Source organism: Pseudoxanthomonas sp. P4_B2 (assembly GCF_056402315.1).
Genome location: NZ_JBFUHQ010000009.1, coordinates 136,874 through 155,440, shown reverse-complemented (window position 1 = coordinate 155,440; position 18,567 = coordinate 136,874). Strand labels below are relative to the sequence as shown.

Sequence of the window (18,567 nt, the reverse complement as noted above, 5' to 3'; positions counted from 1 at the left end):
GTTCACTCCGGCTTCTTGTCCGCGAACTTCTGCAACAGCTTCTTGCCCTCCGGCGACTGCGCCAGTCCTTCCAGCATGCTGGCGATCGCCGTGCCGCCGTCGGCGGAGAACAGGTCCATCACGCTGGACAATCCTTTGCTGGGGGTGCCGGCATTGGAGATTACCTTCACGTCGGCCGATTTCAGCGCTTCGGCCTGGGCCGTACCCACCGCCTGCGCGGCTTCGATGTTGCGGATGCCCAGCAGATAGGTCTGGTAACCCTGGTCGCTGCCGATCTTCTCGGCCAGCTTGATCTGCGCGTCCACCGGCGCCATCAAGATCGCAGTTTCCGCCGAACCCTTGGCGTTGCCTTCCACCGCGATGCCCTCGGCGTTGCGCTTGGCCGCTTCCAGCTTGCCCTCGGCGGTGAGCACGGTCTGCTGCTTGCTGCCCTCGGCCGAGACGATGGCCACCTGTTTGGCCGCATCGGCCTGCACGATCGCCACTTCCTTGGCCTGCGCCGCGGTGATCACCGCTACTTCGCGATTGATTTCGGCGCCGCGCACGTTCTTCACCTGCACCACGTCCATTTCCTTGGCCGCGGTTTCGCGCTGCTGCACCTTCACCTGCTGCGAGGACTGCTCGTTGGCCACGCCGACGTTCTTCTCCTTCTCGGCGGTGCGCAGGCCCACCTGCTCGGAGGCCTGCTGGCGCGACATCTCGATCTCGCGCTTGGCGGCGATCTCCGCCATCTCGGCCTGGCGAGTGTTATCGGCCACCACCAGCCGCGATTCGCGCTCGATGCCCGAGGTGCGCTTGGCCATGATGTTCTGGATGACTTCGCTTTCCTTGGAGTCGCGGATGTCCATCAGCTCGATGTTCTTGATCGCCTCCACGCCCCACCCGCCCAGCTGCGGCGTCACTTCCTTGGTGAAGGCTTCGCCGAAGCGGCTGCGGTCCAGCATGATCTGGTCTATCTCGTGCGCGGCCAGCACGGTGCGTACGGAGCCCTGCACGATGGCGGTCAGCTGTTCCTTGAGTTCCTCGAACGAGGCCACGCGCTGGGCGGCGGTGTTGGAATCGCTGATGCGGAAGAAGGCCATGACATGCACCAGGAACGGTACGCGCTCTTTGTCGTAGGCGGCGTAATCCGGCAGGTCGATGGAGAAGTTGGAAACCGGCAGCGTCACCCGCACCAGGCCGATCATCGGAATCCGCGAGGGCCATTCGTAGTAGGTATTGCTGGCGAAGCCCTTGCCGTAGGAAACGGTGTTCTTGCGGGTCTGCACGATGTGGACTTCGTTGACGGGCACCACGCGGCGCAGGGCGATGGTCCAGAAGAACAGGGAGATGCCGATAAGGGCGGCCACGGCAATGGCCGCCAGCATAAGGGTGGTGCCGAGCATGGAAGATCCTGAGAGGTGTGCAAGGACGGCCAGTATAGGGGTGTCGTAGGGTGGGTCTTGACCCACCATTGCCATGGATCAGATTGCATTGGCGTTGGCACCAAGACGTGGGCCAAGGCCCCCCTACGATGCCCATAGGAACGCGTTTTCGTCGCCCTATTTTCGGCTTGGTCGGCCGCCAGGGCGTTTTTGTCGTACGCCGGTTGCCAGCCCTGCGCCGAGGGTTGCACTCTCCTCTCCGCTGCCACCTTCGGTAGCGCGTATGACGCGTCTAGGAGCTCTGAGTTGAAGACACTGATTGCCGTGGTTGCCTGGTGCATCCTCTTCGTCCTGTGCTGGCCGCTCGCCCTGCTGGTCCTGGTGCTCTGGCCGCTGGCCTGGTTGCTCGCCTTGCCGTTCCGGCTGGTGGGCATCACCTTCACCGCCCTGTTCGCGTTCCTGCAGGCGCTGTTGTTCCTGCCTGCCCGCCTGCTTGGCTGGCGTCCGCAGGCGCGTCACGTCGCCGCAGCCTGATCCGGGCGCCTCGGTTACGTTCGACTGGACGAGCGACGTTTAAACCTGCGAGCTGGAGCCCTTCCCCGCCAGTTCGTATGCTTTCCGTCCGGGCACCGGTACGGAATTGAGGAACGCCATGAGCGAGCGGACACTTTCAGGTTCCTGCCACTGCGGCGATACCGGGTGGACGCTCATTGGCGATCCCGGCTCGATCACCGCCTGCAACTGCACGCTATGCCGGCGCTACGGGGCGCTCTGGGCTTACGACTACGAGAACGAACGCATTGCGGTCATCGGACCCACGCGCGTCTACACGCGCAGGGGCAAGTCCAAGCCGTCGCTGGAGATCCATTTCTGCGCGACTTGCGGCTGCGTCACCCATTGGCTCGGCAGGGAGGTGGATGAGGCGGGTCGGCGCCGCATTGCAGTCAATGTCCGGCTGGCAACGCCCGATGCGGTCGCGCACCTGGCGATCGACCATTTCGACGGCCTGGATAGCTTCGATGATCTGCCCCGCGATGGGCGATGCGTGCGGGAAATGTGGTTCTAGCAACGCAGGGCGGAACCACGGCAGTCGAGGGCCGGCTACGCGGATCCGCCCTTGCGAACGCGCCTCAGGGCTTACTTGAATACCAGTTCGCGCAACAGTTCCTGGCCCAGCAAAGTGCGCATCACGGTGCGCTTACCGGAGGCCTCGTCGGCTTGCTTGTAATTCAACTTAGTGACCTGGGCCATGATCGGATCCATCTTTTCGTCGATGCCGTCGAACGCGGCCATGTTCGGATAGGTGGTGACCAAATACAGGTCGGCTTCGTTCGGATTGTGCGCCGTCGCGCTGTAGACGTGGTATTCGGTGACGAGGCCCGCTTCCTTGGATGCCTCCTGTACCTTCCGCCACGTGCCGTTCAAATAAGCCATGTAATTTTCGAACTGGCCATCGACGATCTTGATGGCGTTGACGACGATGACGGGACCATCGGCATAAGGCTTCTCCTGCGCAATGGCCGGCGCGGCGGCGACGGCGAGCAACAGGCACAACAGGCTTGCGTACAGACGGTTCATGGAAAGCTCCCGGTGGACGGGCCATGCGGACACCCGCATGGCGTGACCGGTCGCCCCTGTTCCGGCTGGTCGCACGTGGCTCAACGTGGCGTGGCGACGGAAGCGGCCAGCAAGCCGTAACCGAAAGCGGGCGACGTTATGTGCAAGCGCAGCACATCGCGCCGTCGCTGCACCCGATACCGTTGCGGCGCCGTGTCGATTGGCACGCCCCTCACACCTTCACGCCAACTGAGCAGGCAGCGGTGAACATGGCGCCACTGTGCGCCACTGTCGATTCCACCCACCCACCCAAGGAGGTTCAACATGATCCGCAAGCACGCTCTTTCGATGACCGCCCTCGCCCTGCTGTGTTCCGCCCCGCTCGCTGCGCAGGAAGCCGCCGCGCCGCCGGCGATGACCCCCGAGATGCAGGCGATGATGGAGGCCTACCAGAAGGCCGGCACGCCCGGCGCCGAACACAAGAAAATGGCGGCGACGGCTGGCACCTACGACCTCACGGTCAAGGCCTGGCATGAGCCCGGCAAGCCACCCACCACCGACGCCGGCACCGCCACGCGCAAGATGATCCTCGGCGACCGCGTCCTGGTGGAGGAAATGACTTCGCAGATGATGGGCCAGCCCTTCAGCGGCCAGGGGCTGCAGGGCTTCGAGAACGTCACCGGCAAGTATTGGTCGACGTGGAACGACAGCATGAGCACCGGCCTGATGGTCAGCGAAGGCACCTGCGACGCCAAAGGGGCCTGCACCTTCACCGGCACCTACAACGATCCGGTCAGCAAGAAGCCGCAGACCACGCGCATGACCACGCGCTGGACCGATGCGACCACCGAGGTATTCGAGATGTACGGCCCCGGCCCGGACGGCAAGGAAGCCAAGATGATGGAGATCACCTACAAGAAGCGCACGCAGTAGGACGGATTCAAGGCGAATTACAGGGACGGAGGCAATTGACGCTAATTAATTGCCCCGTCGCCTAGCTCGTAGGGTGGGCCTTGGCCCACTATTGCCATAGATCGGATTGCATTAGCGTCGGAAACCAAAAAGCGGGTGGGCCAAGGCCCACCCTACGAGGTCTCCGCGTACGCCAGGGCTCAGGGGGCTTGGATCGCCCACTGTTGATTGTTGCCACCCGTCCAAGCCCACTGATGCACGTTTGCGCCATTGGCCGTGGAGACGCCTGCGACATCCAGCGCGGAGCCGGTGCTGCTGACCGGAGACAGCCGATAGAAGCCTCCGCTCGTCGCCGAGATTGTCCAGCGCTGATTATTGGCGCCGGTATAGGTGCGAATGTCCACGTTGGTTCCATTCGCCGTCGAGGTACTCGCCACCTCCAAAGCCTTTCCGCTTTGCACGCCGGTGATCCGGTAGGTGTTGTTGCCGAGGTGAGTGAACGTCCAGCGTTGGTTGTTGCCGCCGCCATACGTCCACTGCACGACGTTGGCACCGTCGGCGGTATTGCCGCCGCTCACGTCGAGCGCCTTGCTGCTGTGTCGGGCAATCACCTTATACGTGCCGTTCGCGATGATCTGGCCGGGATCGGCGCCTCGCTTGATCGCGTCGATGGCGCCCCAATCGACGACCGCGCCGTTGGAGCGGTTGAACAACGCGAATTCGGCCACGCCGTTGTCCCAGTAGAAGGTCTTCAAGCCATTCACACGGGCCGCGCGATTGATGTATTCCAAATAATACTCGCGCGACGGCCGGCTCATGCCCGAGCGAAACGCCACTCCGTATTCGCCGATGACGACCGGAATGCCGTTGTTGACCCACTTGGACCGAACCTGGGCGAAGAGACTGTCGACATAGCTCTCCTGGGCCCAGGAGCAGGCGCTCTGCGGCGGATACGGCGAACCCCAATACAAACAGCTCCCGGCCGGATCCAGCGTGTAGGTGTACGGATCGTAGAAATGGACCTCGACCATGAGCCGGTTGGCGATCGAGTCCGACGGCATGTTCAAGAAGTTGATGCCGTGCTGCATGTTGGTGTTGTACGTCTGCACGATAAGCGTGCGCGACGCATTGTTGCCGCCGGTGGCGCGCACGGCATCGACGAAGCTCTGGTTGTACGACTGTTGAACGGTGTTGTTCTCGGTGGTAGGCGTGTCGTAATTGGCGTGGACTTCGTTGGTGCCGGCGAACAGCACGCGCTGGTCGTAGTTGCGGAAGGTGTTGGCGATCTGGGTCCAATAGGCGCGCTGCTTCTGATTATTCGAGACCTGGTACGAGTAAAGAGGATGCTCTTCGAGCCAGCCGCCATCCCAATGGATGTTCAGAACCACATACATGTCCTGGTTGTACGCGTAGTCCACCACCTGCTTGACGCGCGCCATCCAGGCGGCGTCGATGGTTTGTGTCGCCTGGTTGGCGTGACAGTCCCAAGCCGCCGGGATGCGGATGGCGTTGAAGCCAGCAGCTTTCACCGAGGTGATGAGTTGCTGCGTGATCGCGGGATTGCCCCAGGCGGTCTCGCCGCAGATGGCTTCCATGGTATTGCCCACGTTCCAGCCGATCCGGATCTGGTCCGCGACTTGCTGGGCCGGTGGAAGCTGGGCGAAGGCGGGTCCTACAAGCAGGAATCCCATAGCAGCAAACATCGACAATTGTTGAATCACTCTGGATCGGATCGAGCGAATGCAAGAAATCGGTGACGCGAGAAGCGCGCGCGACTTCTGCCAGGTCGCAGCGAAAGGGGTGCGATTGGACATAAATCCTCCTGATTTGGACCAACACTAGTGGCGAATGAAATGCTGGGGGCGTGTCGATTGAGCTCACGTCCCGTCGCAAGGAGTAGCTTTCTCAGGCGCTTGCGTGCTGCTGCCCCGATGAAATCGGTTCCGGCATTTTTTGTTCCGGTTCCGCTACGCCATCAGTTGGCGTTCCAGGGCTTCGTGTTGCCGGCTGCTGCCGTTGTGTCACGAACTGTCATGGATCAACTTCGAGGCGAGCATAGGCAGGCGCGCCGTGTCATATCCAATGAATTGTTGGGAGCGAGCTATATCGTTTTTGAATGCGGCATCGCACCAACAGAACCCGCATCACATAACCGCTTCTCGCGAATGCTTCCGACATTTTCAGAAAAAAATGTCGTCATCTGAGCGAAACCGTTTTCACACAAAGTCGTAGGAGACCACGCAGGGCGGAACCGCCGAAGGCGATGACCAGCCTCGCTGTTGAAAACCCGCCGCATGTCTTTCATCGTATGCGACGCGGCCGAACGATTGGCCGCATTCCAGTTTCCGCAGTTTTGCCGACAGAGGCAGGTATTCAGTGGATTGGGACGCTTCGACTACGCTCGATTGGACGAGTGACGGTTAGACATGCGGCGGAAACGCCTTCGGCGGTTCCGCCCTACGAGCTTCGGCAAGGTTTTCCGCCCTACCCCGGCTGGCACGCTTCCTCATCCACTTGCCTCACCTCGCACTCGATGTCCCAGCCGTCGCCATGGATCTTCAGGAAGCGCTTGCCCCATTCGACCGCTTCTTCCCGGGTCTTGGCCTGGAACAAGCAATACCCGCCGATCACTTCTTTGCTCTCGGTAAACGGGCCGTCGGTCACACTGAGTTTGCCGCCGCTGAGGCGAATGCGCACGCCTTCCGAAGTGGGACGCAGGCCGGCGGTGTCCAGCAGCACGCCGGCCTGGGTCATCTCTTGCATCAACTTGTCCATGTCGGCCATGAGCTGCTCGCTGGGAACCAGCCCGGTGTTCTCGTTCACCCGGATCATGGAAAGGAATCGCATGGTCTAGCCTCCTGTTGTGGGTACGCGAGCCGCGCGACCTTCGCGCTTCTCTCTCCAGACGTCGAATGGCGAAGGGCGGAATCGACACACGTGCGCCTGGACCGCGAGCACCAACCGCCAATCGACGTCACACCGAGAGTCGTCATCCGGCGCATGCCGGGACCCGAGCCGGCGCGCGCGTTGAGTTGGGTCCCGGCATGCGCCGGGATGACGACCTGATGGTGGGTCGGTTGCTTCGGCGATCACGAGATTTCCGCCTGTCCTCGACATCTTGGATCGAAAACGCCAGCCACACCCGCCAGGGTCAACTTCAGCGGTGAGGTCGTTGCCGACAAAGACGTTATCCTGAAATTCCACTGGGATAAGCGCAACCCGAAAGCTCCGATTTACAGCCGTGCGTTTTCCGCCGATGAAGGCCGAACGTGGGAATGGAATTGGTACTCGAACTTTTCACCACGGTGACTGCCTGTCCCGTTTTGCCCGGCTATTCCAGGCCGAGCACCGTCACCGATGCTGGCGCGACGGTGATGGTGAGTTCGCTGCCCGCGACCTTGGCCGACAATGCCTTGGGGGCGACGGTATCGGGTGCGTCGAAGGTGTTGACGCTGTCGACCTTCGGCGCCGAAAGGGTTTGGCCCGACGCCTTCGTGGCTTTCACACCGGCAAGTGACACGCTGAAGGTCGCGGGCGACTTCGCGTCGAGATTGGTGACGGCAATCCAAACCTTGCCGGTTTTGTCCCTGGCCGCGACGGCGTCGACGCGCGGCAGGGTGATGCCGTTGGTCGTATAGGTGCCGGCGTCGAAGGTCAGCGGTACGAAGGTCGCATCCTGGAACGGCACGTACATATGAAAGACGTGATAGGTCGGCGTCAGCAGCATCTTGTCCTTGTCGGTCAGGATCATCGCCTGCAGGACGTTGACCATCTGCGCGATATTGGCCATGCGGACGCGGTCGGCGTGGCGCGCGAAGACGTTGATGCTGAGCGCGGCCAGCACGGCGTCGCGCTGGCTGACCTGCTGCACCAGAGCGCCGGGGTTCGATCCCGGCGTCGGCGCCAGCCACGCACCCCATTCGTCGACGGCCAGGGCGACCTTCTTGTCGGGGTCATATTTGTCCATGATCGCCGAATAGGTCTTGATCGCGTCGTCCATGGCGATCGCGTCTTTCACCAGGGCGGCATAGTCCTTTTCGTCAAAGCCCGTGCTCGGCAAATGCGGCGGCCACCCGCCCGTCGCGTAGAAATGCAGTGACAGAGCTTCGATGTCCCAGGACCAGGAACGGTCCTTCCACGCCTTCATGACCGCGTCGGTATAGGTGTCGTGGCCGACGGCCACGCGCTTCATCGGCTGGGCGGCATTGTAATTACGCACGAAGTGCGAAAAGCGCTTCATTTCGTGGATGTAAAAATCCGCCGACATGGGGCCGCCGCAGTCGTAGGATTCATTGCCGAGACCGAGTATGGGGACCTTGTACGGCTCCGGATGACCGTTTTTGGCGCGCTCGGCGCCCAGGGCGCTGTCGGTCGAAGACGTCATGTACTCGAGCCATTCGGACGCATCCTGCGCGGTGCTGGAGCCGAGATTGACCGAGATATAGGCTTCGGTTCCGATCTGCTGGGCGAAGTCCATGAATTCGTCGGTGCCGAAGGTGTTGGGTTCGCCGACGGCCGGCTTGCGCTCAGGGCCGACGCCGCGACGCCAGTTGTATTGGTCGGCGAAGCAGCCGCCCGGCCAGCGGACGTTGGGAACCTTGAGCGCCCTCAAGGCCGCTACGACATCGTTGCGGATGCCGCGCGTGTTTGGGATCTTGGAATCCTTGCCGACCCAGATGCCGCCATAGATACCGCTGCCCAGGTGCTCGGCGAACTGGCCGAAGAGATGGCGGTCGATCACTGCGCCGGGCTTGGACGCATCGAGTGTTACTTGAACCGGCGCATCGGCGGCATGAACCGCGACAGGCAGCATCAGAGCAGTAGCGATCGCGGCCGCGGAAATCAGAAGGCGCATTGTTAGTCTCTCTTGTAGATCATCGCGCCGTTGTCCGGCGCATTTATTTTTACCGGTCGCAAAAGCTCGCGGCGGGACGCCGCTCCCACGCGCCCGATTCTGGCCGACTCATCTGGCCGGATCAGCGCGCATAGAGCGCGAACGCGAAGTCCGCGGGGCGACCGTCCTTGTCCTTCAGCGGCCGGTCGTCGAGGCTGGCTTCGCCGTCGGCATAGACGTCGTCGCGGCTGGCGCGCAGATAGAAAGTCAACGCGTCTTTCTGCCCCTGCAGCGCCAGCGCATAGCGGCGACCGGCCTGCAGCACGACGGGCGGATGGGCGCTGAAGTCGAAGCTCAGCAGACCCGCTCCTTGCGAGCGGTAGGCGATGGCCAGGCCCTCGCCCGCCCCGAGCAATTCGGTGCCGGCTTCCACGTCGCGTAGCGACAGCCGCAGCGGATGCGTGGCGTCCGTGCCGTGGCCGTCGCCGGCGTACAGGCTGAGCCGGCCCAGTGCGATGTCGGCGCGCGGCACGAAGGTCTGCACCAGGCGGCTGGCGCCGCCGCCCTCGCGGTTGAAACCCACGGGTTCGGGCGCCTGCTCGAAAGGCCGAGTGACCGAAGCCAGCGCCGGGTGGCCCGGCCAGGTTTCGGGATAGCCCTGGGCGAACTGCTCGACAGCCACGCGGGGGTCGGAACGCCCAGGGTCCGCCGGGGCAGGCACCTTGCCGGTGGGCGGCCGGGGCGGCGTGCTGATGCCGGCCTCGGTTTGCGTAACGGGCCACATGCGGCCGTCGGCGTCGTAGTAGAGGTACTCCATGGTGACCGAGCGGCGGGCACCGGCGCCGGTCTGGCCATCGGGCAGGGTCAACTCGCCGTTGTGATAGACCAGATAGGACTGGCCCTTGAAATCGTCGATGACGCCCGCGTGGATGGTGTAGCTATTGCGTGTCCGGCCGGTCAGCACGCCCTGGTAGGTCCAGGGCCCACGCGGGCTGGGCGCGGTGGCATAGGACAAGTGCTCCCAGACATTTTGGTGCGCCATGGAGGCGTAAGTCAGGTAGTACGTCCCCTTGCGCTTGGACAGCCACGGCCCCTCGGTGTAATTGGGCAGCGCGATCTTCTCGATGGGGCCGTCCAGCTCGGTCATGTTCGGCTTGAGCCGAGCCAGGTAGAGCACCGGGTTGCCCCAGGCCAGCCAGGCAGTGCCGTCGTCGTCGATGAAGACGGTGGGATCGATGTCGTTCCAGTTGTAGGGGCCGGGCGTCGTGGCGTCGGTGACCAGCGCCGAGCCGCGCGCATCCTTGAACGGACCCAGCGGGTTGTCGGCCACCGCCACGCCAATGGCTTTGCCTGGATGGGTGTCGTCATGTTGCACGGTGGCGTAGAAGTAGAAGCGGCCATTGCGCTGCACCACCTGCGCGGCCCAGGCATCGCTCACCGCCCACTTGAAGTCGGTGGGCTTCATGAAGGCGCCGTGGGCGGTCCAGTGGCGCAGGTCCTTGGACGAATAGCTCAGCCACTCTTTCATGAGGAAGAAGTCGTCGCCCTTGGCCTCGTCATGGCCGACGTAGAGGTAGACCGTATCGCCCACGATCAGCGGCGCGGGGTCGGCAGTGAAACGGTCGCGCAGCACCGGATTGGCGCCAGGCGCCGGCTCGGCGGCCAGCGCGGCCCCACAAGCGAGGGCCGCCCAGCAGAGGGCAATACGGTGCAGCAGGTTGAGGAGGCGCATGGCTAGTTGTGAACCTTCATAGAGTTGTCGCGGGTGTTCGCACGAGTGGTTTTCCGCCCATCTTCCTCACCTGCCCTATGGTTTCGCAGGGCCGGTCAGGAGCAGCATCAGCACGCTATGCGGCGCCAGCCGCGCTTCCAGTGTGCTGCTGGTGTCGCCCGTCTTCTTGCTCCACAGGTCGGACCAGCCGTAGACGGTCTGCTTGAAATCGACCGACCGCTTGCTCAGGTCATCGGTCAGGACTTGCTTCTTCCAGTCATGGTGAACGTCGGCAGGCTGGTTGGAGCGGTTCAAGAACATCAGTGCCCATTGGCCGCCGTCGAGCGGCTTGGCGTAGACCTCCAGCGGACCGTCGGCCAGGACGCGCAGCGCCTGTATACCCAGCTTGTCCTGGCTCACCGCGATCACGCCGGGGTTGGTCAGGATGCGGCGGGTCGACTCGGACATGGAACGCAGGTCGTTGCCCAGGATGAGGGGCGAGGCCATCATCGCCCAGATCGACAGATGGGCGCGGTCTTCATCCTCGCTCATGCCGTTGCCCACTTCGAGCATGTCCATATCGTTCCAGTGGCCGGGCCCTGCGAACTTGCGCAGGCCTGCCTGCCTGTCGAGGATGCGCAGCACGCCCAGACCCGTCGACAAACCGGGACTGAATTCACAGTCGAAGCAATTGTAGATATCGGGCGTGGTGCGCCAGGAATGGCCGACCTGGCCGGCCCATTCCCACGGCTTGTTGATGCCCCATTCGCATAGGCTGAAAAGCATCGGACGGCCCGCCTTGGCGATCGCGTCGCGCATCGTGGTGTAAGCCGCTTCGGCGTTTAGACTTTGGACGTTGCACCAGTCGTACTTGACGTAATCGATGCCCCAGCTCGCATAGCTCCGCGCATCCTGATACTCATGGCCGCGGCTGCCGGGACGGCCGCCGCAGGTGGTCGCGCCGGCGTCCGAGTAGATGCCCAGCTTGAGTCCCTTGCCATGCACATAGTCCGCCAGCGCCTTCATGCCGGAGGGGAAGCGCTTAGGGTCGGGATGGATGTTGCCGTCGGCGTCGCGCTCGCCCTGCCAGCAATCGTCAATGTTCACGTACTGGTAGCCTGCGTCCTTCAAGCCCTGCTCGACCATGGCATCGGCGGTCTCGCGGATCAGGCGCTCGTCGATTTCGCAGGCAAATTTGTTCCAGCTGTTCCAGCCCATTTGCGGAGTTTCGGCCAGGCCTTCAGCCTTTTGAGCCCAGCTATTGCCGCAGGCGGCGGCACCCAGAAAGATGCCCAATACGAGCTGCGCTATGCGTTGGGTGTTCATTTCGAATCCTTGATCATGTGAATGCTGGCGGTCCTCTACGATTTGGAAGATTCCGCTGACGTTGTTGCGGAGTGGTTTTGAGAGACTGGGATGCGCCGCTGAATCCCCGAATTCGCCGGCGCGCCTTTTTTTATTCCGACCAGATAAAGCGCGCGCCGTCGCTGTCGTCCGGCATCGGGCCAGGACTGTCGGCGCGGATTTCCTTGGTCTGCGGATCGATGCGCAAGAAACGATCGCTGGCCAATGACATCAGCGCCAATTCGCCCGTCGGTGTTTCGATCCATTGGAAGTTTTGCGCAGTGCCGGACTGGCCGGCTGCAAGTGTCACCGCTCCGTCCTTATCGACCGTGACATAGCGTGTGCCTGATCGCAGCGCGACGCGGCCTAATTGGCGGTCGACGATCTCGAACCGCGTCGGCACACCCGAAGCCAAGCGCCCCTCGCTTGCCGCCAGTCCGGTCGTCGCGCGAAACGACGCCAGCCGAATCGATCGACCATAGGGAATGGGCCGCATCAGTCCATGGGTATGCGGTTGATAGATGTCGATACTGTCGAAATCGGCGAAGCCGCCCTCGGCGCCGGTCGTGTTGTAGTTGAACAATCCATAGCGAACGCCCTGGAAGGTGAAGGTCTGGTAGAACAGCGCGACCTCGTTGCCGATAGGGGTAAAGGCGATGCCGTCGAACGAATAGCTGAAGCGCGCCCGTTCGGTGAGGAAGTCGCAGTCCGCGCGAAGCCAGAGGCGCGTCCCGCTCATCTTCACCCGCACCCACTGGTCCAGACGCTGGTCGTAAAAAACGACGTTGAGCTCGTCGGCGAGTTTTTCGACGGCCAACGTCGCATAAGGAAGATTGAGCAGACCTAGTCCGGCCGTGTCGCCAGGCTTCAAGTTCGACGCATCCAGCAGGACGGTCGGCGTCGACATCGGCCCGATCGCCCGCTGCGTCAGTGTATTGCGCGCGTCGTAGAACGAGTTCGCCGGCAGCGCGTGAAGCCGTAGGAAACCCGGCCGTTCCGACAACGACCACTTGTCGTCGACCGGGACATGATTCCACTGCCATAGAGGCTGGAGATGCTGCGCCGAAAAATCATCGCTACGCTGAAAGGGCACGCTTACTGGCTGCGGCGTGGCGGTCTTCGGCTTCACCCACGTGCGCGGCGTGCGCGTCAGGTTGCCCGGGAGTCCGAAATAAGGCCAGCCGTCCTTCCAGGTGATCGGAGACAAGCTGAGCAGGCGACCGACGGAATTGAAATCCATCATCGAGAAACCCCACCACTCACCCGCAGGCGTCAGCACGATGCCTCCCTGATGCATCGCCAGGCTATGTTTGGCGGCGGGGTCAGGTCCCCAGAACGTGAACGGCGGCTTGGGCGACCCCGTGCGCTTGCTCGAGGCCATGCCGAAGTCTTCGTGCAAGCTGATCGCCTGATTGACCTCGTAGGGGCCCAGCACATGATCCGCCCGCGCCGCCGGCATGCGAAAACCACCAGCGTAATTGGCGCTGATGATGTAGTACTTGCCGTCGATCTTGTAGAAATGCGCGCCCTCGCCCATGCCGGCGTCTTTGGTGAACAGGATGCGCTCGGTGCCCGGAACGAGGTCGGTCAGGTCGTCCGTCAGTTGGGCCAGGTGCATCGTCTGGTGATCCCAGACGACATAGGCCTTGCCATCGTCGTCGAACAGGACTGACAGGTCGTGGAAGCTGCGCTTCATCGGCGTACGCGTCCACGGCCCCTTCGGATCGGTGGCCGTGAACATCTGGGTCATCTGGTCGTTGACGTTCGAGAAGATGTAGAACTTGCCTGCGTGATAGCGGAAGGACGGCGCCCAGATACCCTTGCCGTAGATGTTGCGGCCGCCCTCCAGCCGGTAGGCCGGGCCCAGGTCGAGCTTGTCCAGGGCATAGGCGACGAACTCCCAGTTGACCAGATCCTTCGAGCGCAGGATCGGCACGCCCGGCATGGCGTGCATGGTGGTACCGGTCAGGTAGAACCAGTCGCCGACGCGGATCAGGTCCGGGTCCGAGAACTCGTCATAGAACAAAGGATTGGTGAAGGTGCCGTTGCCGTTGTCGGGCGTCCAGGTCGCGGTCGACAGGCCTTTGGGCGCGCTCGTCACCGCACCCTCCCGATCCATCGCAGATATCGGGGCCGCGCATGCAGTCAACGTCAAGGCCACGCCTAACAGCAGCCCGGCGATGACAACTCCGGGCGATTTGGATCCAGGCCGCATGCGCTTACCTTTCAGATTGACCGGTTCGCCTAGGGCGGGATCGCCTGCGGCAGTTCTGACTTACGCGGTCTGGTTTGTATCGACACTAATGACTAATGAAATGCGGGTGTCGTGTCGATTGAGCTCACGTCCTACTTCTCAGGCGAGCATAGGCAGCGCGTCGTGTCATATCCAATGAATTGTTGGGCGCGCGCCATATCTTTTTTTGAATGCGGCACCGCACCAGCATGCCGGTGCCGTTTCAATCCACACCAGGAAAACCGACCTGCCATGAACGAATCCTGCCCCACAGCGCCGTAGGAGCGACGCGAGTCGCGAAGCTGGCCATTGTTCCGACATTGGGAGCTTCGCGACTTGCGTCGCTCCTACACTCCGGCACGCCAACCCGGAAGCTGGGATCCAACTCAACGCGCGTGATCGACACGCGTGCGCGCGGACCGTGAGCGCCGGGCAGCCGATTGACGTCGCCCCCCCCCTCAAAGTCGTCATCCCGGCGCATGCCGGGACCCAACTCAACGCGCGTGCGGGCTTGGGTCCCGGCATGCGCCGGGATGACGACCTGATTATTGGCTTGGTTCCGCCCTATTCCACATGAGCATCGTAGCCTGGGTAGAGCGCAGCGGCTTCCAACAGCAAAGCTGGTCAACCCGGGATGCCGATGTGGGAACAATCACCGTTGCAGAGATATTGCTGAAGCGATTAATCAGACGGCGCACTTGCACGCCTGATCCAACACCCCGGGTTTCGCTGCGCTCTACCCGGGCTACGTCACTTAATTCCCTCCGCCCCCGTAGTAAAAGTGACGATGACGCGTTGGTAGCGCGTCAGCGCCGGACTGCCCTTGTCGGTCACCTGAACAATGAAGTGGGCGGTCTCCTCTTTGCTTACCACTGGCGCCTGCCCCCAAACGGTATGGTGATTTTCCGCATACCCCAGCTTGATCTCCTTCTTGTAGCTGCCCGCTTCGGGATACTGAAACCACAGGTAGCTCAAGCTATCTCCATCGGGGTCGGAGCTACCGGCGGCGCTCATCATGAAGCCTTCGCCGGATTTGACGGTCAGCCGATCGCTAGGGCCGAGCTTTACCACTGGCGGATGATTCGCCCCCTCGTAGGGCTGGGTGCTCCACTCCATGCGAGCAGCGAAATCGTTCTGGAATTCTTTGCGCCAGCGCCAGATCGTGGTCCTGTACCCAGTGCTGACCTTATCGTGGGCGCGCACGCTGCGGCCATAGCCGTTGTAGACCATCGGCCGGTAACTATCCACGGCGTTGGTCCAGATGGCACGAGGTTCTTGCAAGACAGGTACGTTGCCGGTGAAGCCTTCCGGATTGGTAGTCTCCAACGCTGGCGTGTACCACTCGTAGCGCCCACCCCAGCCGCCCCAGTCCGGGTGCTCGGGTGCGTTCAGGCCGTTAGGTATCAAGGACAGGAAGGAGGGCGTATCGCCCTCCATGCCAAAAGAGACATCCGGATACATCGCGCCCAGCGGTCCATGCCCCTGTTGAATATTTGCGGCGATCCATTGGTTGCTCACTTCCGTGCTGTCGAAGCCCGGCTCGGCCGTGTGGATGCCCGTCCAAGTGCCATTGCCATAGCCGCCGGGGCTGACGATGTAAAACAGTTCGGGAAACTGGGTGCGTATCCAGAACCCGGAATCGTCCTGATCGGAGATCGTGTAGACGCGCAATTTGCTGACCAGGCGAGCGGCCTGCTCCGGCGTCTTGTCGTGTCTAATCCGATACAACGCTTGCGCAAGCGTATTGGCGCCGCCCCAGACTGCAACCCATAGGGGCCGCGACTCGTTCTTCTCCAGGGCCTTGATGATGGCGTCCGATCCCGGCGAGTCCTTACCGTCGCCGACACCTTGCATGCCGTACAGCTGCGAGCCGGAGCGCACCATCGCTTTCAGCGCCTCCGCTTGCGGAAAACCCGGTTCGTGTTTCAACAGATTGGGTTGTACCCGGCCGTAGGCATCGATGATGGCCTGCAGGGATTCCGGTGCGATACGCGACTTCTGATGCGTGGAGGTCGTGGCGACGATGCCTTCGATATCGATCTGGTTCGCGTACAGAAGCAAGCGCACGAGCGACTGGCTGTCATCGGGATCGGCCTCGATATCGCTGAGAACAATCAGGCGTTGTTTGGGTTCGGCGAAGCCAACGGCCGGCACGCAAGCCAGTGTGGCCGCCAGCATCGCCGTGATTGAAAGTGATCGCATCTTTTCTTGTATCGAAGTGGGGGCTTCACGCTGCCGGCTGCTGCCGTTGTGTCACGAACTTTCATGGATCGAATTCGAGGCCAAGCATAGGCAGCGCGTCGTGGCATATCCAATGAATTGTTGGGTGCGCGCCATATCTTTTTTTGAATGCGGCACTGTATCAGCATGCCCGTGCCGTTTCAGTCCACGTAGACCACGTAGGGCGGAACCGCCGAAGGCGATTCCGCCGCATGTCTTTCATCGCTCGCATTACCAAGGCAACAGGGAAACCCTTCGTCAAAGGATTGCGGCGCGGCCGAACGATTGGCCGCATTCCAGTTTCCGCAGTTCGTCGACAGAAGCAGGTATCCAGTGGATTGGGGCGCTTCGACTACGCTCGACTGTACAAGCGAAGTTTAGACATTCGGCGACACCAGAGACCTTCTTCGCGGAGAGACATGCGGCGGAATCCGCTACGCGGGTTCCGCCCTACGCGAGCTACGCGGGTTAAATTGATCGCTCAGTGGCGACCAGTACGTAGCGGCCAATAAAGCTCCCCAAAATAGTCCCAGCGCTTCAGACAGCGCCATTTCCAATGGAGATGAAAGGGCTGGAGACAGCCCAAAATTGAACAAGACTTCAACCACTGTCACAACCAGGCACAGAGTGCGTCCCCACTTCTTTAGCCTAAATAGGCCGATGATGCCTGTCACTAACGCGATTAAAAACGCAGATAGCAGGCACACTGAAAGCCACAGATTTTTGGTAAGCCAGCCGTCGGGCAACGCGTCATACGCTTCCTGCAGGTCGGCAGGGTATTCGGGCGGGAAAAATGCCAGCGCAAAGCTCAATACAAGCAAACAAAGATAGAAAGATAGAAGCTGTCGGAACAAGGTGACGGACATAGGCGCGGACCCTCCCCACAAGCGGACCGCGTCCGCGTTCCCCGATCATACCGACTCCGCGGCGGAAGGACCTGCGGCGGGCTTTCAGCAGCGAAGCGGGTCATCCGCTGCGCGGGTTCCGCCCTACGCGACCTCAAAACACCCCCACCCATCGTTACGCCCTCCTAACGAAGCCGCTGCCGCCTCCAGCTCTTCTTCAAACCCAGTGATTCCCCCGTGAGTGGGAAGCATGAGTCTCACAACCACAACATCCCATGGCAGTTCAGGAACAGTGCCCGTTTCATCCACGCTGACCTGATAGCCAGAACTTGTGAAGTGAGCGGCGAACTTTCGAGCCGCAGCTTCGCTAGGCAATACCAAGGTGAAGTCGATGTTTCTCGGCTTCGATAGATCGTCCCCACTTTCAGCCATCTGCCGTAGCACTTCCCCATTTTCATCGGCTGGAAATTGATCGATGTCTTTCATTTCTTTACCTCGGCGTTCTCGGGATAACGGCCTTGACTGTCGATGTTGCATCGTAGCCTGGGTGGAGCGCAGCACCGCGTTGATAAGCTGAGTCCAGGCGGGCCTCGCTTGGCGCGTGCGACCCTCCGTGTAGCGGTTTGCGCGCTTCGGTCGGCGCAAAAAGCGATTACCGATGCCGAAGTGGAGTCATGGGTGAGCTCTAAAAGTGCCGGTGTTGGCGAAAAAAGCGCCAGCGGCGGGGCGTTGTGTGGCGAGGGAGGCGCGGGAAGTGGCGGCGGTGGCGCTTTTGCAGATTGATCTATGCCTGGAAAGCGATTCGCGTGGCGCTTTTTGTGCCGGTGGCGGCGCGGCAGGCGACGAGGGAAGCGCAAGTTGTGCCAGCGGAAACGCGGAAAGCCGCTGGGGAGCGGCTTTCCGGGTGAAGCATGACGCGGGAGGCGGCGGTCAGGTCGCGGCGGGGGCCGGTTCCGGGGCGCGGGTCTTGTTGAAACGGCCGGAGAGTTCTTTGCGCAGCGCTTCCAGGCCTTGGTTGCGGCCGGCGACTTTCAGCAGGGCGTAGCCTTCCAGCGCCAGCGACATGACGTCGCTGCCCAGTGCGGTTTCGGAATCCTGGGCGCGTTCGGCGAGTTTCAGCAAACGCTGCAGGCGGGGACGCAGGCGGTCCAGGGTGGTCAGGTCTTCCTGGGCGGCGGCCAGGCCGATGCTGGCGGGGACGATCTGCGGGTTCTGGCCCAGTACGTTGAGGGTCTGGCGGCAGAACTGTTCGGATTTGCCGCCCATGCGGTTGAGTCCTTTGCGTTCGTCGCCGTCGAGTGCGATCAATCCTGCGAAGGTGGCTTCCAGGGTGGTCAGGGCTTGGTCGGCGGCGGCCAGTTGTTCGTCGGTCAGGGTAAGGGTGATGAGGTTCTGCGACACGGCAATCTCCTTTTGCGTTGCAGGTGGTGTTGCCCGCGCGGATGCGGGGCGTGGAGAGTGTCAAGGAAGGCGGTCGTGTGCTGCACTCGGCAAAAGGCGTGACGATGCGTAGGGGAATCCTTAGGCGGTGTAGGACTCGCCCTGGG

General features: G+C 62.0%; 17 protein-coding genes. 4 read left to right on the top strand and 13 right to left on the bottom strand.

Going from position 1 to position 18,567, the window contains the following annotated elements; translation table 11 throughout:
- Nucleotides 1-2: 2 nt before the first annotated feature.
- Complete coding sequence (locus AC1DTQ_RS18235; protein WP_477851416.1) at nt 3-1,385, bottom strand: SPFH domain-containing protein; 1,383 nt, start codon at nt 1,383-1,385, stop codon at nt 3-5.
- 285 nt (nt 1,386-1,670) lie between these two features.
- On the opposite strand from AC1DTQ_RS18235, the gene AC1DTQ_RS18230 reads away from it, so the two are divergent.
- Both AC1DTQ_RS18230 and AC1DTQ_RS18225 read left to right on the top strand, forming a co-directional pair.
- Nucleotides 1,671-1,898 (top strand): hypothetical protein, encoded by a 228-nt coding sequence (locus AC1DTQ_RS18230; RefSeq protein WP_477851415.1) that lies wholly within the window; start codon nt 1,671-1,673, stop codon nt 1,896-1,898.
- A 118-nt stretch (nt 1,899-2,016) separates the two neighbouring features.
- Nucleotides 2,017-2,430, top strand: coding sequence for a GFA family protein (locus AC1DTQ_RS18225; RefSeq protein ID WP_477851413.1), 414 nt, complete (start codon nt 2,017-2,019; stop codon nt 2,428-2,430).
- A 71-nt stretch (nt 2,431-2,501) separates the two neighbouring features.
- Here the strand turns inward: AC1DTQ_RS18225 and AC1DTQ_RS18220 are convergent, their stop codons facing one another.
- Both AC1DTQ_RS18220 and AC1DTQ_RS18215 read right to left on the bottom strand, forming a co-directional pair.
- Nucleotides 2,502-2,942, bottom strand: coding sequence for a hypothetical protein (locus AC1DTQ_RS18220; RefSeq protein WP_477851412.1), 441 nt, complete (start codon nt 2,940-2,942; stop codon nt 2,502-2,504).
- Nucleotides 2,943-3,022: 80 nt separating this feature from the next.
- Nucleotides 3,023-3,148, bottom strand: coding sequence for a hypothetical protein (locus AC1DTQ_RS18215; protein ID WP_477851411.1), 126 nt, complete (start codon nt 3,146-3,148; stop codon nt 3,023-3,025).
- A 97-nt stretch (nt 3,149-3,245) separates the two neighbouring features.
- On the opposite strand from AC1DTQ_RS18215, the gene AC1DTQ_RS18210 reads away from it, so the two are divergent.
- Nucleotides 3,246-3,854: a DUF1579 domain-containing protein gene (locus AC1DTQ_RS18210; RefSeq protein WP_477851410.1), complete on the top strand. Its 609-nt coding sequence runs from the start codon at nt 3,246-3,248 to the stop codon at nt 3,852-3,854.
- Nucleotides 3,855-4,033: 179 nt separating this feature from the next.
- On the opposite strand, the gene AC1DTQ_RS18205 is transcribed toward AC1DTQ_RS18210, so the two are convergent.
- Nucleotides 4,034-5,647 carry a cellulase family glycosylhydrolase gene (locus AC1DTQ_RS18205; RefSeq protein ID WP_477851409.1) on the bottom strand — a complete coding sequence of 538 codons (1,614 nt, stop codon included), beginning with the start codon at nt 5,645-5,647 and terminating at the stop codon, nt 4,034-4,036.
- 117 nt (nt 5,648-5,764) lie between these two features.
- Here AC1DTQ_RS18205 and AC1DTQ_RS18200 point away from each other — a divergent pair, with 117 nt between their 5' ends.
- Nucleotides 5,765-6,037: a hypothetical protein gene (locus AC1DTQ_RS18200; RefSeq protein WP_477851408.1), complete on the top strand. Its 273-nt coding sequence runs from the start codon at nt 5,765-5,767 to the stop codon at nt 6,035-6,037.
- A 280-nt stretch (nt 6,038-6,317) separates the two neighbouring features.
- Here AC1DTQ_RS18200 and AC1DTQ_RS18195 read toward each other — a convergent pair whose 3' ends face one another.
- The 9 genes from AC1DTQ_RS18195 to AC1DTQ_RS18155 form a co-directional block, all read right to left on the bottom strand.
- The gene (locus AC1DTQ_RS18195) at nt 6,318-6,680 is read right to left on the bottom strand and encodes a YciI family protein (protein WP_477851407.1); all 363 of its coding nucleotides are present in this window, start codon (nt 6,678-6,680) and stop codon (nt 6,318-6,320) included.
- Nucleotides 6,681-7,164: 484 nt separating this feature from the next.
- Complete coding sequence (locus AC1DTQ_RS18190; protein ID WP_477851406.1) at nt 7,165-8,688, bottom strand: alpha-N-arabinofuranosidase; 1,524 nt, start codon at nt 8,686-8,688, stop codon at nt 7,165-7,167.
- Nucleotides 8,689-8,809: 121 nt separating this feature from the next.
- A complete protein-coding gene (locus tag AC1DTQ_RS18185; protein WP_477851404.1) occupies nt 8,810-10,399 on the bottom strand; it encodes a glycoside hydrolase family 43 protein in 1,590 nt (529 codons plus the stop codon).
- Nucleotides 10,400-10,474: 75 nt separating this feature from the next.
- Entirely contained in the window at nt 10,475-11,704 is a 1,230-nt protein-coding gene (locus tag AC1DTQ_RS18180; RefSeq protein ID WP_477851403.1) for a glycoside hydrolase family 27 protein, read from the bottom strand.
- Between the two features lie 130 nt (nt 11,705-11,834).
- Nucleotides 11,835-13,823, bottom strand: coding sequence for a family 43 glycosylhydrolase (locus AC1DTQ_RS18175; protein ID WP_477851402.1), 1,989 nt, complete (start codon nt 13,821-13,823; stop codon nt 11,835-11,837).
- Between the two features lie 882 nt (nt 13,824-14,705).
- Nucleotides 14,706-16,157: a nucleoside hydrolase-like domain-containing protein gene (locus AC1DTQ_RS18170; protein WP_477851401.1), complete on the bottom strand. Its 1,452-nt coding sequence runs from the start codon at nt 16,155-16,157 to the stop codon at nt 14,706-14,708.
- Nucleotides 16,158-16,609: 452 nt separating this feature from the next.
- Nucleotides 16,610-17,041, bottom strand: coding sequence for a hypothetical protein (locus AC1DTQ_RS18165; RefSeq protein ID WP_477851400.1), 432 nt, complete (start codon nt 17,039-17,041; stop codon nt 16,610-16,612).
- A gap of 123 nt (nt 17,042-17,164) precedes the next feature.
- Nucleotides 17,165-17,506, bottom strand: a complete 342-nt coding sequence (locus AC1DTQ_RS18160; RefSeq protein WP_477851399.1) for a ribonuclease E inhibitor RraB — start codon at nt 17,504-17,506, stop codon at nt 17,165-17,167.
- Nucleotides 17,507-17,950: 444 nt separating this feature from the next.
- Complete coding sequence (locus AC1DTQ_RS18155) at nt 17,951-18,421, bottom strand: hypothetical protein (RefSeq protein ID WP_477851398.1); 471 nt, start codon at nt 18,419-18,421, stop codon at nt 17,951-17,953.
- Nucleotides 18,422-18,567 lie beyond the last annotated feature (146 nt).

Bases quoted from the DNA above. Each gene is read 5' to 3' on its own strand.
- AC1DTQ_RS18235 (WP_477851416.1), bottom strand. From the start codon at position 1,385: ATGCTCGGCACCACCCTTATGCTGGCGGCCATTGCCGTGGCCGCCCTT.
- AC1DTQ_RS18225 (WP_477851413.1), top strand. From the start codon at position 2,017: ATGAGCGAGCGGACACTTTCAGGTTCCTGCCACTGCGGCGATACCGGG.
- AC1DTQ_RS18220 (WP_477851412.1), bottom strand. From the start codon at position 2,942: ATGAACCGTCTGTACGCAAGCCTGTTGTGCCTGTTGCTCGCCGTCGCC.
- AC1DTQ_RS18210 (WP_477851410.1), top strand. From the start codon at position 3,246: ATGATCCGCAAGCACGCTCTTTCGATGACCGCCCTCGCCCTGCTGTGT.
- AC1DTQ_RS18205 (WP_477851409.1), bottom strand. From the start codon at position 5,647: ATGTCCAATCGCACCCCTTTCGCTGCGACCTGGCAGAAGTCGCGCGCG.
- AC1DTQ_RS18200 (WP_477851408.1), top strand. From the start codon at position 5,765: ATGAAATCGGTTCCGGCATTTTTTGTTCCGGTTCCGCTACGCCATCAG.
- AC1DTQ_RS18195 (WP_477851407.1), bottom strand. From the start codon at position 6,680: ATGCGATTCCTTTCCATGATCCGGGTGAACGAGAACACCGGGCTGGTT.
- AC1DTQ_RS18190 (WP_477851406.1), bottom strand. From the start codon at position 8,688: ATGCGCCTTCTGATTTCCGCGGCCGCGATCGCTACTGCTCTGATGCTG.
- AC1DTQ_RS18185 (WP_477851404.1), bottom strand. From the start codon at position 10,399: ATGCGCCTCCTCAACCTGCTGCACCGTATTGCCCTCTGCTGGGCGGCC.
- AC1DTQ_RS18180 (WP_477851403.1), bottom strand. From the start codon at position 11,704: ATGAACACCCAACGCATAGCGCAGCTCGTATTGGGCATCTTTCTGGGT.
- AC1DTQ_RS18170 (WP_477851401.1), bottom strand. From the start codon at position 16,157: ATGCGATCACTTTCAATCACGGCGATGCTGGCGGCCACACTGGCTTGC.
- AC1DTQ_RS18165 (WP_477851400.1), bottom strand. From the start codon at position 17,041: ATGTCCGTCACCTTGTTCCGACAGCTTCTATCTTTCTATCTTTGTTTG.
- AC1DTQ_RS18160 (WP_477851399.1), bottom strand. From the start codon at position 17,506: ATGAAAGACATCGATCAATTTCCAGCCGATGAAAATGGGGAAGTGCTA.